The sequence below is a fragment of the Thermobifida halotolerans genome, assembly GCF_003574835.2.
Classification (GTDB): domain Bacteria; phylum Actinomycetota; class Actinomycetes; order Streptosporangiales; family Streptosporangiaceae; genus Thermobifida; species Thermobifida halotolerans.
Genome location: NZ_CP063196.1, coordinates 3,769,230 through 3,783,061, shown reverse-complemented (window position 1 = coordinate 3,783,061; position 13,832 = coordinate 3,769,230). Strand labels below are relative to the sequence as shown.

The 13,832-nt window shown below is 69.9% G+C and carries 16 protein-coding genes; 6 read left to right on the top strand and 10 right to left on the bottom strand.

Annotation, left to right across the window (positions count from 1 at the left end):
- Positions 1 to 37: 37 nt before the first annotated feature.
- Positions 38 to 1,498 (bottom strand): hypothetical protein, encoded by a 1,461-nt coding sequence (locus NI17_RS16955; RefSeq protein WP_068688140.1) that lies wholly within the window; start codon positions 1,496 to 1,498, stop codon positions 38 to 40.
- 149 nt (positions 1,499 to 1,647) lie between these two features.
- Between NI17_RS16955 and NI17_RS16950 the strand changes: the two genes are divergently transcribed.
- The gene (locus NI17_RS16950; RefSeq protein ID WP_068688141.1) at positions 1,648 to 2,130 is read left to right on the top strand and encodes a glutathione peroxidase; all 483 of its coding nucleotides are present in this window, start codon (positions 1,648 to 1,650) and stop codon (positions 2,128 to 2,130) included.
- 89 nt (positions 2,131 to 2,219) lie between these two features.
- Here the strand turns inward: NI17_RS16950 and NI17_RS16945 are convergent, their stop codons facing one another.
- The gene (locus tag NI17_RS16945) at positions 2,220 to 2,711 is read right to left on the bottom strand and encodes an NUDIX hydrolase (RefSeq protein ID WP_068688142.1); all 492 of its coding nucleotides are present in this window, start codon (positions 2,709 to 2,711) and stop codon (positions 2,220 to 2,222) included.
- Positions 2,712 to 2,772: 61 nt separating this feature from the next.
- Between NI17_RS16945 and NI17_RS16940 the strand changes: the two genes are divergently transcribed.
- Complete coding sequence (locus NI17_RS16940) at positions 2,773 to 3,402, top strand: YigZ family protein (RefSeq protein ID WP_068688143.1); 630 nt, start codon at positions 2,773 to 2,775, stop codon at positions 3,400 to 3,402.
- An 18-nt stretch (positions 3,403 to 3,420) separates the two neighbouring features.
- Here the strand turns inward: NI17_RS16940 and NI17_RS16935 are convergent, their stop codons facing one another.
- Positions 3,421 to 3,669: a DUF6504 family protein gene (locus NI17_RS16935; protein WP_068688144.1), complete on the bottom strand. Its 249-nt coding sequence runs from the start codon at positions 3,667 to 3,669 to the stop codon at positions 3,421 to 3,423.
- Between the two features lie 272 nt (positions 3,670 to 3,941).
- On the opposite strand from NI17_RS16935, the gene NI17_RS16930 reads away from it, so the two are divergent.
- Complete coding sequence (locus NI17_RS16930; RefSeq protein ID WP_068688145.1) at positions 3,942 to 4,544, top strand: TetR/AcrR family transcriptional regulator; 603 nt, start codon at positions 3,942 to 3,944, stop codon at positions 4,542 to 4,544.
- 27 nt (positions 4,545 to 4,571) lie between these two features.
- Here the strand turns inward: NI17_RS16930 and NI17_RS16925 are convergent, their stop codons facing one another.
- Together NI17_RS16925 and NI17_RS16920 are read right to left on the bottom strand one after the other, a co-directional pair.
- Entirely contained in the window at positions 4,572 to 5,207 is a 636-nt protein-coding gene (locus tag NI17_RS16925; protein ID WP_068688146.1) for a DivIVA domain-containing protein, read from the bottom strand.
- A gap of 119 nt (positions 5,208 to 5,326) precedes the next feature.
- Complete coding sequence (locus tag NI17_RS16920; protein ID WP_068688147.1) at positions 5,327 to 6,196, bottom strand: N-acetylmuramoyl-L-alanine amidase; 870 nt, start codon at positions 6,194 to 6,196, stop codon at positions 5,327 to 5,329.
- 232 nt (positions 6,197 to 6,428) lie between these two features.
- On the opposite strand from NI17_RS16920, the gene NI17_RS16915 reads away from it, so the two are divergent.
- Complete coding sequence (locus NI17_RS16915) at positions 6,429 to 6,791, top strand: YkvA family protein (protein ID WP_068688148.1); 363 nt, start codon at positions 6,429 to 6,431, stop codon at positions 6,789 to 6,791.
- Between the two features lie 131 nt (positions 6,792 to 6,922).
- Here the strand turns inward: NI17_RS16915 and bldC are convergent, their stop codons facing one another.
- Positions 6,923 to 7,126, bottom strand: a complete 204-nt coding sequence (gene bldC, locus NI17_RS16910; RefSeq protein WP_011293174.1) for a developmental transcriptional regulator BldC — start codon at positions 7,124 to 7,126, stop codon at positions 6,923 to 6,925.
- A 689-nt stretch (positions 7,127 to 7,815) separates the two neighbouring features.
- Entirely contained in the window at positions 7,816 to 8,748 is a 933-nt protein-coding gene (locus NI17_RS16905; protein WP_170163066.1) for a DUF8083 family protein, read from the bottom strand.
- Between the two features lie 437 nt (positions 8,749 to 9,185).
- On the opposite strand from NI17_RS16905, the gene NI17_RS16900 reads away from it, so the two are divergent.
- Positions 9,186 to 9,422 carry a DUF3073 domain-containing protein gene (locus tag NI17_RS16900; RefSeq protein ID WP_068688149.1) on the top strand — a complete coding sequence of 79 codons (237 nt, stop codon included), beginning with the start codon at positions 9,186 to 9,188 and terminating at the stop codon, positions 9,420 to 9,422.
- 194 nt (positions 9,423 to 9,616) lie between these two features.
- Here the strand turns inward: NI17_RS16900 and purM are convergent, their stop codons facing one another.
- The 3 genes from purM to NI17_RS16885 all read right to left on the bottom strand — a co-directional run bounded on the left by purM (position 9,617) and on the right by NI17_RS16885 (position 12,724).
- A complete protein-coding gene (gene purM / locus NI17_RS16895; protein WP_068688150.1) occupies positions 9,617 to 10,666 on the bottom strand; it encodes a phosphoribosylformylglycinamidine cyclo-ligase in 1,050 nt (349 codons plus the stop codon).
- An 83-nt stretch (positions 10,667 to 10,749) separates the two neighbouring features.
- Positions 10,750 to 12,204, bottom strand: a complete 1,455-nt coding sequence (gene purF / locus NI17_RS16890) for an amidophosphoribosyltransferase (RefSeq protein ID WP_068688151.1) — start codon at positions 12,202 to 12,204, stop codon at positions 10,750 to 10,752.
- Positions 12,205 to 12,214: 10 nt separating this feature from the next.
- Entirely contained in the window at positions 12,215 to 12,724 is a 510-nt protein-coding gene (locus tag NI17_RS16885; RefSeq protein ID WP_068688152.1) for a sterol carrier family protein, read from the bottom strand.
- Between the two features lie 445 nt (positions 12,725 to 13,169).
- Between NI17_RS16885 and NI17_RS16880 the strand changes: the two genes are divergently transcribed.
- On the top strand, positions 13,170 to 13,787 hold the full coding sequence (locus NI17_RS16880) for a DUF47 domain-containing protein (RefSeq protein WP_068688153.1): 618 nt from the start codon (positions 13,170 to 13,172) through the stop codon (positions 13,785 to 13,787).
- Positions 13,788 to 13,832 lie beyond the last annotated feature (45 nt).

Below are 13,832 nucleotides of genomic sequence, written 5' to 3'. Positions count from 1 at the left end.
TCGGTTTGGGGCGCACCAGGGTCGGTGAAAGCGCACCTCAGCCACGTTCTGTGGGGGACAGTGACGGAGTGGCGGTCGCCTCCGGCGGTGTTTCGGGCGCGAAGACGAAGCGCTGGCGGTCCTGCACGACGAGGGCGTGGCCGTCGGCGGTGACCGCCTCCACGTAGCCGGGCAGGTCGTCGGCGACCAGGTCCTTGGTCTCGGTCTCGATGACCACCTGGGAGCCTCCGTCGTCGGCGCGGGTGTCGCCGTAGACGTGGCCCGCGAGGGCGAAGCGCGGCGAGACCGACCGCTCCTCGGCGTCCTCGAACGCCCACAGCGTCTCACCGGCGGCCAGGTCCACGGCGATCACCGAGGTGGCGACGTCGGCCTGCGGCACCAGCAGGACGCGGGTGGCGGGGTCCCAGACGACTCCGGTGACCGGTGTGGTGTCGAACACGTCGCCGGGGGGGTTGCTGCCCGGCTCGCGCAGCGACCACAGCATCTCACCGTCGCGCAGGTCGTGCAGGGAGAGCAGGGAGGACTCCTCGGGGCTGCTCCAGCGGACCAGCACGGTCCGGCGCGGCTCGTCCGGCTCCTCCTCCGGGGCGTCCGGGGCCTCCTCGGCGGGCAGCGGGTAGAAGCCGACCAGGCGGGGCCGGGGGGTGGACAGCGTCTGGCCGTCGTCGAACTCCACGGAGTCACCGGAGACGCTCCACAGCAGTGCGCCCCCGTCGGCGAGGTCACGGGCCTGCAGCAGTCCGGCGCCGTCGTGCAGCAGCACCACGTCGTCGCGTGCGGCCACCGGGACGCCCATGTGCGCGGCCTCCTCGGTCCGCTCCTCGCCCTCCTCGTCCTCCTCGTCCCCGTCCGGCTCCCCGCCGGTCTGCTCGTCCTCGTCCTCCGTCTTCTCCGGCTCGGGGGCGGTGAACTCGTACGACCACTCGACGCCGCCCTCCCCGGGCTCCCGGAGCACGAACTCGCCGTACGGGTCGCTCGGCGCCCATTCGGCGGGGGCGCGCACGACCAGCCCGTTGAGGTAGCTCTCGCGGGGGTCGGAGCCGGTCCACACCGACTCGCCGGTCGCGTCCACGACGGTGCGGGTGACCCTGTCGCCGTCGCGCGCGCCCACCTCGAACACGTCCGCTCCGGTCCGGTCCTGGGTGAACCGTTCGATGCCCGACTGCCCCCGCCACAGGACGCTCCCGTCGGCGGCGTCCTGCAACAGATGCCGCTCCTCGCTGTTGGAGCTGATCAGGAAGGCGTCACCAACCGCGTGGACGCGCACACCCCAGGGGTCGTCCAGGATGTCCTGGCCGGGCTCCTCGGGGCCGTGCAGGTACCGCAGCGGCGTCTCCGCCAGTCCGGGCGGGACCTCGCCCTCGTAGACCGTGGGCGTCGGACGCGGCGAGGACGGCGGCGCCTCGGGTTCCGCACCGCCGCCGGTGCAGGCCGCCAGGGCGGACAGCAGGATCACGCCGGTCGCCAGCCGCACAGAGCCTTGCCGCCCGCTGCGCATGTCGTTCGCACTCCCTCGGCCGAATTGCCTGTGCCATGATCCTAGAACCCGTCCCCGGAGCGGCGACGTGAGTCGTCCGTACCGTTACACCGAGTATTCACGGGATTGGATGACCGATGGTCGGGGCGGCGCGGGTTAGGCTCCCGAACATGAAGATCTACCAGAGCGAGTTGCGTTCTTTGGAGGGCGAGCCGTTTCGACTGCCGCAGGACCAACTGCTGCTGATCGTCAACGTCGCCTCCAAGTGCGGCCTCACCCCCCAGTACAGCGGTCTGGAGCGGCTCCAGGAGGCGTACGCCTACCGGGGATTCTCCGTGGTCGGCGTGCCCTGCAACCAGTTCGGGGATCAGGAGCCGGGTGACGCCGGGGAGATCCGGCTCTTCTGCGCCACGACCTACGGGATCAGCTTCCCCATGCTGGAGAAGGCCGAGGTCAACGGCCCCGACCGGCACCCCCTGTACGCCGAGTTGACCAAGGCGCGCGACTCCCGGGGGGTCGCCGGAGACGTCCAGTGGAACTTCGAGAAGTTCCTCGTCGCTCCCGGGGGCAGGGTGCTGGGCCGCTTCCGGCCCAGGGTGGAGCCGGAGGACCCCGAGATCATCAGCGCGATCGAGGAGAACCTGCCGAACTGATCGGAACCGACCCGGCGGGGTCGGTCCGCGGCGGCCGACCCGCCCCGACACGACCGCGGAAGGCCGCGGGCGCGACGCCGCACCGGGGGTCAGGGTTCGCGCCACGGGCCGCCGCGGGGGTCGAACCAGCCGACCGTTCCCGCCAGGGCGTGGTCGATGCGGCGCATGATGCGGCCGGGCATCGCGGGCAGGTCGGCGTAGTCGAACCAGCGCACCTCCAGGGACTCGTCGTCGTTGACACGGGCCTGTCCCGAGACCGGGCGGCAGCGGAAGGCCAGGTCGAGGATCTGGACCCGGTCGCCGTTCGGGTAGGTGTACGGCTCCTCCATGACCGCGCTGACCAGCGCCTCGGGGTGGACGCGCACCCCGGTCTCCTCCTGTAGTTCGCGCACCAGCGTGGCGGCGGGCTGCTCACCGGGCTCCACGAGGCCGCCGGGGGTGCACCAGCGTCCGTCGTCGGCGCGGCGGTGCAGCAGGATGCGCCCGTCCGGGTCGACCACCACCGCCGTCACTCCCACGAGGGACAGCAGTTCGTGGCCCACGTGCTCGCGCAGTCGTAGGACGAAAGAGGGTGTCGGCATGGGCACGACCCTACAGAGCGCCTCGGCGGCGTGCGGAGCGGCGCATACGATCGGGAGCGGCATGAGAACGATCAGACGAGGCGGCGAGCACCGGATCGACGTCAGGAAGTCCCGGTTCATCTGCGCGCTCGCGCGGGTCGCGGACGAGGACGAGGCGCGGGCGTTCATCGCGCGGCGGCGCAGGCAGCACTGGAACGCCACCCACAACTGCACCGCCTACGTGGTGGGCGGGGACGGCGGGGTGCAGCGTTCCAGCGACGACGGGGAGCCCGCCGGGACGGCCGGGATTCCCATGCTGGAGGTGCTGCGCCACCGCGGCCTCACCGACACCGTCGCGGTGGTGACCCGCTACTTCGGCGGGGTCAAACTCGGTGCGGGCGGACTGGTCCGGGCCTACGGCAGCGCGGTGTCGGCGGCGGTCGACGCGGTGGGGGTGCTGGAGCGGCGCTCGCTGCCGGTGATGACGGTGTTGGCCGACTACCAGCAGGCCGGGCGGCTGGAGAGCGACCTGCGGGAGTCGCGGCACCGGGTGTTGGACGTGCGTTACGGGGCCGACGTCCGGTTGGACGTCGCGCTGGACGGGGCCGACCCGGCGGAGTTCGCGGCGTGGGTCGCCGAGATCACCGCCGGGCGGGCCGTCTGCGAGCCGCAGGGAGTGACGACCGTGGAGGTCGAGGTCGGCGCGGACTGATCCGCGCGCCGGCCGTGGTCAGTGCCACAGCCGCCGCATCGTCCAGTGGTTGGTCGCGGTGTCCAGAACGATGTCGGCGATCCCGTGGCCGTGGTCGGACTCCGCCGCCACCCGGACCAGCCGCACCTCGGCGGGAGCGGTGGGGCTCGTGCCGCGCCAGGTGCCGATGACCCGGCGCACGCGGTAGAGGGTGCCGCGCCACGAGAACAGGGCGGGGGCGTCGTCGGTGGTGGAACGGACGTCGATCTGTTCGTTGTAGAGACTCACCCGCGCACCATATCGAACAAGAGTTCGGATTCGGTGCTCTTCGGGGGCGCGTCGGAGTTTCCGTCCCGAGGGGACGGTTCACACCGTCGGCTCCGACGATAGCGGGAATTTGCCTACCGCCGGGTCGCCGTTATCGTCGGGATGCGCTGTCCCGGTGGGATGAGATCCGCAACATACTGGTTGGTATGCCCGGTGGCCTATGCTTGGAACGTTCACATCCGGGGAGCGACGGCGCCGCGGACCACGCGGCGGAACGCGAGAGGCAGGGGAACATGACGCAGCCAGCCGAGCCCAAGACGGTATCCCCCTCGGTGCCGGACCGTCTCCTGGCCGAAGCCACCCGCCTGTTCGCCCAGCACGGCTTCGACCGGGTCTCGGTCCAGGAGCTGGTCGAGGCGGCCGGGGTCACCAAGGGCGCGATGTACCACTACTTCACCTCCAAGGACGACCTGCTCTTCGCGGTCTACCAGCGCGTCCTGGACATGCAGATGAGCCGGCTGGTCCAGATCGTCGAGGGTGGGGGCGGCGTCGCCGAGCGCCTGCACGCCGCCGCTTCCGACGTCGTGCAGACCACGGTGGACAACCTCGACGACACGGTCATCTTCTTCCGCTCGCTGCACATGCTCTCCCCGGGCCGCCAGAGCGAGGTGCGCAAGGAGCGCCGCAGGTACCACGAGCTGTTCCGGTCGCTGATCGAGGAGGGGATGCGCGAAGGCGTCTTCCACGAGAAGGTCCCGGCGGACATCGTGGTCAACTACTTCTTCGGCTCGATCCACCACCTGGGCATGTGGTACCGCGCCGACGGCGAACTGGACGGCGCCCAGTTGGGCGGCTACTACGCCGACCTGCTGCTGGCGAGCCTGCGGGCCGGTTGACGGGAGCCGCTCTCCGGACGCGGCCGGTCAGTGCAGCCCGTAGCGCTCCAGTTCGTCGGCGATCTCGTCGAGGAACGCGTCCACCTCGGTCTCCACGTAACCGGAGCGCAGTCGGGTACTGGAGAACTGCACCTCACGCACCTGTGACGCGGTCAGGGGGGCCTCGGTCGGCTGTCCGTTCACCAGCGCGGCGATGGTGGCCTCGGCGCGGTCGAGGAAGGCGTCCACCTCCTCCTCCGAGTAGCCGACACGCAGTCGGGTGGTGTTGAAGCCCTTGTTGCGGATGTCCTCGGGACGCATCCGGGAGGAGACGGGCGCGCGTGGGCGGGGGGCGGCGGTCCGCCGGAAGTACTCGGCGCTGTGCTTGCCCGCCCGCAACTGCTGCGAGTACAACCCCAGTCCCCGCAGTGTCTCGGCGACCTCGTCGAGGAAGGCGTCCACCTCCTCCTCGTCGTAGCCCGGCCGCATCACGGTGGTCCGGAACTGGGACCGCATCACGTCGGAGGCGGTGATGACCTTCGAGGGGCGGGTGCCCTGTTCGAGCGCTCTGAGGGTCTCCTCCACCCTCCGCAGCAGGGCGTCGACGTCCTCCTGGACGTATCCCAGGCGCAGACGTGAGGTGCTGAACCGCTTGTCGCGCACATCACCGGAAGTCAGTGGCATAGCAATATTGTGCCGACTGAGCGTGAGCGGTACCACACCGTCCGGGTTCGGGAGTGTCCCGCCGTGCGCGCCTCCGTGCCGTGCGCCGCCACGGTCCTCCCGGTCGTCGGGAGCGCGGATCAGTCCAGGAACCGGGTCAGGCCCGCGGCGATGCCGTCGGCGGCGAGTGCGCGCCACTCGGGGTCCCGGAGTCTCTCCGCGTCGTCGGGGTTGCGCATGTTGCCGACCTCCAGGAAGACCTTGGGGACGGTCGACAGGTTCAGCCCGCCCAGGTCGGTGCGCACGTCGATGCCCTCCTCACCCAGGTAGTCGGAGTAGGGGTGGTCGGTCGCGGCGTGGAACTCGTCACGCAGCGCCTCGCCCAACTCGTAGGAGGGCTCCAGGATGGGCTCGGTGAAGCCGGACACCTCGCCGGGGACGATCACGTGGAAGCCCCGGGAGTCCGGAGCGGCCCCGTCGGCGTGAATGGAGACCGCCGCGTCGGCCCCGGCCTCGTTGCCGATCGCGGCGCGCTCGTCGATGCACGGGCCGACGCCGTCGTCGCTGTCGCGGGTCAGGACCACGGTCGCGCCCGCCGCTTCCAGGCGGTCGCGTACGAGCAGGGACAGTTCCCAGTTGAACTCGTGCTCGGGGTAGCCGTCGGCGCTCCGCGCGCCCACCGTGTCGCACTCCTTGGTGTCGGGACCGGCCGGGACCGGTCGGCTGATCTCCTCCGGGGCGTCGGCGTTGCCGCCGTTGTGGCCGGGGTCCACGACCACGGTCCTGCCCTCCAGGGGCAGCGTCGCCGTTGGGGAGGGCGTGGGGACGGCGGACGGGGCCTCGGGCGCGGGGTCGCCGCCCGGCCCGGGCAGCGGCAGTGTCGCGGTCACCTCGGCGTCGGGGCGGGCGCCCGACGGGGGTGACCAGCACGCGGAGACCAGGAGCAGCCCGACCGAGGCCGCGAGCAGCCGAACGGGACGGTGCGGTCCGGGCGGGTGGGGGGCGGGAATGCTTCCTCCGGGACTGGTGGTCTTGGGGGTGGGGCGGTCGCGGTCGGTGGGACCGCAACCAACTTACGCCACATCGGTGGCGGAGTGTGTCCGGTGCGGCGGTGCCGACAGTGTCACTCCCGCACACGCATAGGCCCGCTGACAGCGGGGAACAGAAGAGGGACGCGATGCGTCATATCGCAAGAGGCGCCCGGAGGGGCTCCGGGCGCGTGACCCCGTGTCGAGGTGGAGAATGCGCAAGTCCAACCGCGCCGCTGCCGGCGCCGCCGCCTGGAAGATGATCTACGAGAGCACCCAGAGCGGGAAACCGTCCGTCATGGCCCGCGTCAGGGCGCTCCCGCGCATGCTGGGTGCCCGGATGCGGGGACACTACAAGGAGTTGTCCACCGCGCGGATCGTGCTGTTCGTGGCGGCTCTCGGCTACATCCTCTCCCCCGTCGACTTCGTTCCCGAACTGTTCGTCCCGTTCCTGGGGGTGGCCGACGACGTGGGCGTCGCGGTCTGGCTGGCGGCCGCGCTGCTGGGCGAGACCGAGCGCTTCATCAACTGGGAGCGGATCGGGACCGACCACATCGAGGGCGAAGTGGTGTCCTGAACCCGGAACCGTCGGATCGCGCCTCGAAACACGCTGGGGGGTGGGTACCGGTACCGGTACCCACCCCCCGGGACTTTCGGGTGTCGGGCGTCCCCCCGCCGTCCCGCCGAACTCGTGTGGGGCGAGGGAGGCTACTCGCTGCGCTGGCTGGGAATTCCGGCCAGGAGGGCGCGAACCTCGGTCTCCCGGTAGCGGCGGTGGCCACCGAGGGTGCGGATCGAGGTCAGCTTGCCGGCCTTCGCCCAACGGGTGACGGTCTTGGGGTCCACGCGGAACATGGTGGCAACCTCGGCAGGGGTCAACAGGGGTTCCGCCTCGGGCGTGCGAGTTGACATGTGTACGGCCTCTCCTCCCGGATCTGGTACTGATCCTTGAGACTTTCAATCCTGGCGCTTGGTCCGGATGTCCAATATTGCCCTGAGGTCTATATTGGCATCACCCGAGGTGATTGTGTGACCACTTAACGCGACTTTGTCAAATGGGACCGCAAAGCCGCACATGTAGCGCGTCACGCTGAGTGATTCTAGCGACACGTTTAGTGGCATGTGGCGTATTCGGTCAAAACTTCGTTCTCGGGCCTGGTTTTTCTCGATCCGGCGGACCGAAAGTGCTAGGACGGTGTGGACTTAAACGGGTCGCCCCCTGGCGTGAGGCGCGGTCCCGGCCAGTGGTCCGACCTTCCCTCTCCGTGCGGATCGGGTTGTCAGTGCGCGAGCCGACGGTGACCAGCGGCTCGGCTGGACGGCGCGGAACCCCCTGCATGGCAAGGGTTCCGGGCGTCCGAGGTGCACTCTGTGACGATACCAACACAGTCTATAACGCTACCTATCGGATGTTATGCCCATTTTCGGTAAGGTTGATGCCAACTGAGTGACTCGTCCTGACCTATCCCGCCCCTACCCGCCCAAAAACCGAAAACACATCGGAAGAAACCTGGTAGACCAGGTTCGACGGCGCGAGGGGCGGCGGCGGAAGGCCCGGCCCCGGCGGGATCGCCGCCCGATCGGGCAAACATCCACGGAGCTCAGTTGGCGTGCCGGAGAGCGCGGACCGCGTCCCAGCGCTCCCGCAACCGCATGCGCATCGCCGTGACCAGTTCCGGGCGTTCCTGCTCCAGAGCGGTGAGCGCCGTGTGGATCTCCGCGACCGAGTGGTCCGACCGCAGCGCCGCGTCGTCCAGCAGGTGTACCAGACCGCCGTAGTCGAGCTCCAGGAGCGCGCGGGGGTGCGCCAGGGCGTTCATCCAGTCCTCCAGGCGCTCCAGGCCGTACAGGAACGAGGAGCCGGCCGGGAAGAACCCGCTCACCAGCCGTATGGCCCGGGCCAGGCGGGGGCGCGCCTGGGCCACCTCCGTGACGTAGAGCAGGGTGCGGGGCGGGGCGTGCTCCGGAGCCGTCGGGGCGTGCCCGCACCGCGGGCACGCCCCGACGGCGTGGGGCGGGCGGACGGGCTCCTCCCCGGAGCACGCGTCGTCGGAGCGCCCCAGGGCGAGGCGCCGCCCGCCGGCGTCGAACGGCACGAACCAGGCCGGGGGCACCTCCCAGGCGCTCGTCAGGATCTGCGACTGGGTCCGGCCGGTGCGGTCACGCCAGCGCGCGAAGTCGCGTTCGGTCTCCTGGACGACCAGGTCGGGCAGGAACGCCCGGCGGAGCCGCCGCGGCGTCGCGGTGCGAAACGTCGAGAAGGCGATCCAGGACCGCAGCCGGACCTGCCAGGGGCAGACGAACAGTTCGTCGCCGACCTGGCGCACGTAGGCCTCGCCGCTCTCCGCCAGGGGCGCGGCCAGCGGCGGGTCGGACAGCAGGACGGCCAGGCGCTCGCCGTGTTCGGCCGTCATCGCCTCGGTCCGTCCACGGCGGTGCGGCGAGTTCGCGTACACCTGCCAGTACTCCCGCTCACGGCTGGAGAACGCCACGAGTGGCTGGTAAAGGCGGAGATAGGCGGTATAGGGGAGCACGTTCGCATAGTGGCACACAACAGCCGGGGAACGGGGGATTTTGGTTCCGGGCGGCGGCCGTTTTCGGTCATCGCTCCCCGGGTCGTGGGGAAGCCCCGGAGAGACCAGGGTCACAGGGCCACCGCCCGACCGGAGGGCGGGACCGGACCGCGAGGTCGGCTTCCGGGAGGGGGAGGGGTGGAGCATGCTTCAGGTTTCCGTGAAGCGGATCTCGGGGTTTTTGTGTTCCGAAACCCCGACTCCCACGGGGGTGACGGGAACGGCACACCCGGTTGGGCGCGGGCGGCGTAGGCAGGTCGGCTCTGAACCAGGTACGGTTGTATCCGTACGTAAAGCTGGTGCCTGTCGTCAGTGCGGTGATGGCCGCCAGCCCGGCATTGCGGTTTTGCTAGTGAACTGGGGTTTGCGAGAACCCAATCGTTGAGGGGGTCGAGCCAATGGGGCGCGGCCGAGCCAAGGCCAAGCAGCAGAAGGTCGCCCGGCGGTTGAAGTACAGCACCGGTAATACGGACCTTGATCGGCTTCGGTCAGAGCTGGGTGTCGGTGAGGGTGCGTCGAAGTCTTCGGATTCGCCGGACGACACGTACGGTGACCCTTACGACGACCTGATCGAACGCTACGCGGACTATGCCGAGAAGTACCCGAGCGACGACTCCAACTCGGACCGTCGCTGATCCGCTGTCTCCCACCGTCGACCAGAGGGTGCGGGACGTACAAGATCAGGTTCGTCCGTCGGACACCGTCACGATCGGTTCGGCCCACCCAGGTGGCGCTGACTGACGAGGGCGGATCCGCCGACTCAGAGATCTGAACAGAGTCGAAACCCGGGGCTGTCTCACCGACGAGAAGCCCCGGTTTCGCATGCCTGCTAACGGTGGTCTCCGACGAGGACCGCCCGTCCGGAACCTGGTGTGACCGATCCCACGGCCCAGGACCGCACGTTCCGCTCCGCGAGTACCGACAGCGCGCGCTCGGCGGAGTCCGCGGCGACGACCGCCACCATGCCCACGCCCATGTTGAACGTGGCCTCCATGTCCTCGCGCGAGACCCCGCCCTGCTCGGCGAGGTAGCCGAAGACCGGATCGGGGGTCCAGGTGGCGCGGTCCAGCACGGCGTCCACCGAGTCGGGCAGCGAACGGGCCAGGTTCGCCGCCAGGCCCCCGCCGGTGATGTGCGCGAACGCGTGCACCTCGACGGACTCGACGAGCGCCAGGCAGTCCTTGGCGTAGACCCGGGTCGGCGTGAGCAGGACCTCACCGAGCACCCCGCCCAGTTCGGGGACCTCGGCCCGCAGGTCGAGTCCGGCCTGCGCGACGATGCGCCGGATCAGCGAGTAGCCGTTGGAGTGCGGTCCCGAGGAGGCCATCGCGATGACCACGTCGCCGGCGCGGACCCGGTCGGGACCGAGGACCGCGTCGGCCTCCACGATGCCGGTCCCCGCGCCCGCCAGGTCGTACTCGTCCGGCCCCATGGCGCCGGGGTGCTCGGCGGTCTCCCCACCGATCAGCGTGCACCCCGCCCGGCAGCAGCCCTCGGCGATCCCGCCGACGATCTCGGCGATCCGCTCGGGCACCACCGAGCCGCAGGCGATGTAGTCGGTCAGGAACAGCGGTTCGGCGCCGCTGACCACGAGATCGTCGACGACCATCGCGACCAGGTCGATGCCGATCGTGTCGTGTCGGTCCAGTTCCTGGGCCAGCATGACCTTGGTGCCGACCCCGTCGGTGGAGGTGGCCAGCACCGGCGCGGTGTACTTGGCGGTGTCGAGCCGGAACAGGCCGGAGAAGCCGCTGGCGTCGGGGACGAGTTCGGGCCTGCGGGTGCGCGCCACGTGCTTCTTCATCAGGTCCACCGCGCGCTCACCGGCGGCGATGTCGACCCCGGCGGCGGCGTAGGCGTTGGTGGCGCCCTCTGACACGACAGAAACCTCTTCCGTGGTGGGTGGGTCCGCGACGCGGTGACCGCCGCGCCGCGGGGAGACGGCTGGGAACGGGACGGGGACTAGCTGCGCTTGGGCGCGCCGCAGGACTTCTCCAGCAGGTACTTGCCGCGGGAGTCCTCGTCGACCTCGACCGGGTAGACGCCGTCGAAGCAGGCCCGGCACAGCCGGTCCTTCTCGACCCGGGTGGCCGCGACCAGTTCGTCCAGGTCGATGAAGCCGAGCGAGTCGGCGTCGATGGACCGGCGGATCTCCTCGACGGAGAGGTTGCCCGCGGCCAGTTCGGCCTTGGTGGCGAAGTCGATGCCGTAGTAGCAGGGCCACATGACGGGCGGGCTGGAGATACGCACGTGCACCTCGGCGGCGCCCGCCTCGCGCAGCATGCGCACCAGGGCGCGCTGGGTGTTGCCGCGCACGATCGAGTCGTCCACCACGACCAGCCGTCTGCCCTCGATGACCTCGCGCAGCGGGTTCAGCTTGAGGCGGATACCGAGCTGGCGCAGGGTCTGACTGGGCTGGATGAAGGTGCGACCCACGTAGGAGTTCTTCACCAGCCCCTGGGCGAACGGGATGCCGCTGCCCTCGGCGTAGCCCACGGCGGCCGGGGTGCCCGACTCGGGGACCGGGATGACGATGTCGGCGTCGGCCGGATGCTGCCTGGCCAGCCGGCGGCCCACCTCGACGCGGGAGCTGTTGACGTTGCGCCCGGCGATGGTGGTGTCGGGACGGGCCAGGTAGACGTACTCGAACAGGCAGCCCTTCGGCTCGGCCGGGGCGAACCTCCGGGAGACCACGCCGTCGGCGTTGATGAGCAGCAGCTCCCCGGGTTCGACCTCGCGCACCAGGTGGGCGCCGATGATGTCGAGGGCCGCGGTCTCGCTGGCGACCGCCCAGCCGCTGTTCAGCCGCCCCAGCACCAGCGGGCGGATGCCCTGCGGGTCGCGGGCGGCGTACAGGGTGTGCTCGTCCATGAAGACGAGCGAGAAGGCGCCCCTGACCTTGGGCAGCAGCTCCAGGGCGGCCTCTTCGGTGGTGCGGTCGGGGTTGGCGGCCAGCAGGCTCGTCAGCACCTCGGTGTCCGTGGTCGCCGTCAGGCGGTCGGAGGGCAGCATCGCCGCGAGTTCCGGGGTGTTGATGAGGTTGCCGTTGTGGCCGAGCGCCAGCCCGCCCTCACGCGCGCTGAAGAAGGTGGGTTGCGCGTTCTCCCACACGGGTGAGCCGGTGGTGGAGTAGCGGCAGTGGCCGATCGCCAGGTGCCCCTTGAGGGAGTCGAGGGTCACCTCGTTGAACACCTGGGAGACCAGTCCCATGTCCTTGTAGACGACGATGCGTTCACCGTCGCTGAGGGCGATGCCCGCGGACTCCTGGCCTCGGTGCTGGAGCGCGTAGAGACCGAAGTAGGTCAGCTTGCTTACTTCTTCGCCGGGGGCCCAGACTCCGAACACTCCGCAGGCGTCCTGCGGTGCGCGTTCCAGGGGATCGATGTCCAGGCTGAGACGGCCGTCGGGTTGCGACACGTGTTTCAGCTTAGTCGCTGTTCCCGGGCCCGGAGCCAACCGGGGTCGGGGCGCCGGGGCGGGGCCACAGCGGCAGCATCGGCGCCAGATCGGCGCGCACGCCGCTGGCCGAGACGCGGCGGGAGTCGACAGCCTCGGTCCACGTGAGATCCCCCACGGCCAGAGCGGTCCAGGTCAGCGGATCGGTCTCGACCACGCCGGGCGGCGTGCCGCGGGTGTGGCGGGGACCCTCCAGGCACTGCACCGCCCCGTACGGCGGGACGCGGACCTCCAGCGCCTGGCCCGGATGGCGCGCGGCGAGCTCGGCGAGGGTCGCGCGCACCACGGCCTTGAGCGCGGGGCGGTGGGGTTCCCGACCGCCGCGACGTGCGCGCAGCAGCGCGCGGGCGCAGGCCTCCAGGACCGCCGGGGGAAGGTCGGGGCCGGTGTAGGGCGGCTCGCCGAGCGCGGAGAGCTGCTCGTCGAGGGCGGAGCGCAGTGCGGTGTGGCGGCGCTGGGCCGCGGTGGGTCTGTCAGCCATCGGTGAAGGTCACGATCGGGGAACGATCGCCGCACCGCGGAGCGGCGGGCAGAGATGGGCAAGTCAACAGTTTGGCCGATCAAGGGAACAAGTCGTGCCTCTTGCGTTAATCTTGTGTTTCGTGATGATGTCCTACCGGTGAAGCTCCTGGAGCCTGTGGAGTTCTTTACCGGTTTGTGTCTTGTTCACGAACAATACCTCTGAAGGCAGTCAGCGAGTCGGTTTTCCGTAACACCTCCCCGCCAGAGGTGGGACGGTTAGGATGAATTTGCTCCACTACGTCGGCATTCTGGCGGACGCCGAGGTAGCTGTAAATGAACATCGAGTGACGCACCCCGCGTCGCAGACGGGGGTGTGGTGCGGTCGCGCCCACAGGGGGCTTCCGCGGGACAGGGCCCGACAGCCCAGAGGACCACGAGCCTTACCGCACTCATGGGAGAAAGATGTGCGTCTTCGCCTGACACCGCGCGATGACAGCTACTACGAAATGTTCACGGACTTCGCGAACAACCTGGTCATAGCCTCGCGGCTGCTGGTGGAACTCATCAGCGAAGACGCCGACCGAGAGACCATCGCAGAGAAGATGCGGGAGTGTGAACAGGCGGGGGACGAACGCACCCACGCGATCATGCGCCGGCTCAACGAGAGTTTTGTCACCCCCTTCGACCGTGAGGACATCTATCGCCTGACCTCCAGCCTGGACGACGTCATGGACTCGATGGACGCCGCCGTGGACTTCATCGGGCTCTACCAGTTGGACCGGCTGCCGAAGGGCATCATCGACCAGGTCGGGATCCTGGAGCGCGCCGCCGAACTGACCGCGGAGGCCATGCCGCGGCTGCGCTCCATGCGGAACCTGTCCGGCTACTGGGTCGAGATCAACCGGTTGGAGAACCAGGCCGACCATGTGTACCGGAGGCTGCTGGCGCACCTGTTCAGCGGCAGGTACGACGCGCTGACGGTCCTCAAACTCAAGGACGTCGTCGACCAGTTGGAAGCCGCGGCCGACGCCTTCGAGCACGTGGCCAACACCGTCGAGAGCATCGCGGTCAAGGAATCCTGACCCGCCCCCGCCCCCCTCTCCCCAACCCCAGGAACACCTCCCCCC

Coding starts and splice junctions, on each gene's coding strand:
- NI17_RS16955 (WP_068688140.1), bottom strand. CDS start 1,498: ATGCGCAGCGGGCGGCAAGGCTCTGTGCGGCTGGCGACCGGCGTGATC.
- NI17_RS16950 (WP_068688141.1), top strand. CDS start 1,648: ATGAAGATCTACCAGAGCGAGTTGCGTTCTTTGGAGGGCGAGCCGTTT.
- NI17_RS16945 (WP_068688142.1), bottom strand. CDS start 2,711: ATGCCGACACCCTCTTTCGTCCTACGACTGCGCGAGCACGTGGGCCAC.
- NI17_RS16940 (WP_068688143.1), top strand. CDS start 2,773: ATGAGAACGATCAGACGAGGCGGCGAGCACCGGATCGACGTCAGGAAG.
- NI17_RS16930 (WP_068688145.1), top strand. CDS start 3,942: ATGACGCAGCCAGCCGAGCCCAAGACGGTATCCCCCTCGGTGCCGGAC.
- NI17_RS16925 (WP_068688146.1), bottom strand. CDS start 5,207: ATGCCACTGACTTCCGGTGATGTGCGCGACAAGCGGTTCAGCACCTCA.
- NI17_RS16915 (WP_068688148.1), top strand. CDS start 6,429: ATGCGCAAGTCCAACCGCGCCGCTGCCGGCGCCGCCGCCTGGAAGATG.
- bldC (WP_011293174.1), bottom strand. CDS start 7,126: ATGTCAACTCGCACGCCCGAGGCGGAACCCCTGTTGACCCCTGCCGAG.
- NI17_RS16900 (WP_068688149.1), top strand. CDS start 9,186: ATGGGGCGCGGCCGAGCCAAGGCCAAGCAGCAGAAGGTCGCCCGGCGG.
- NI17_RS16885 (WP_068688152.1), bottom strand. CDS start 12,724: ATGGCTGACAGACCCACCGCGGCCCAGCGCCGCCACACCGCACTGCGC.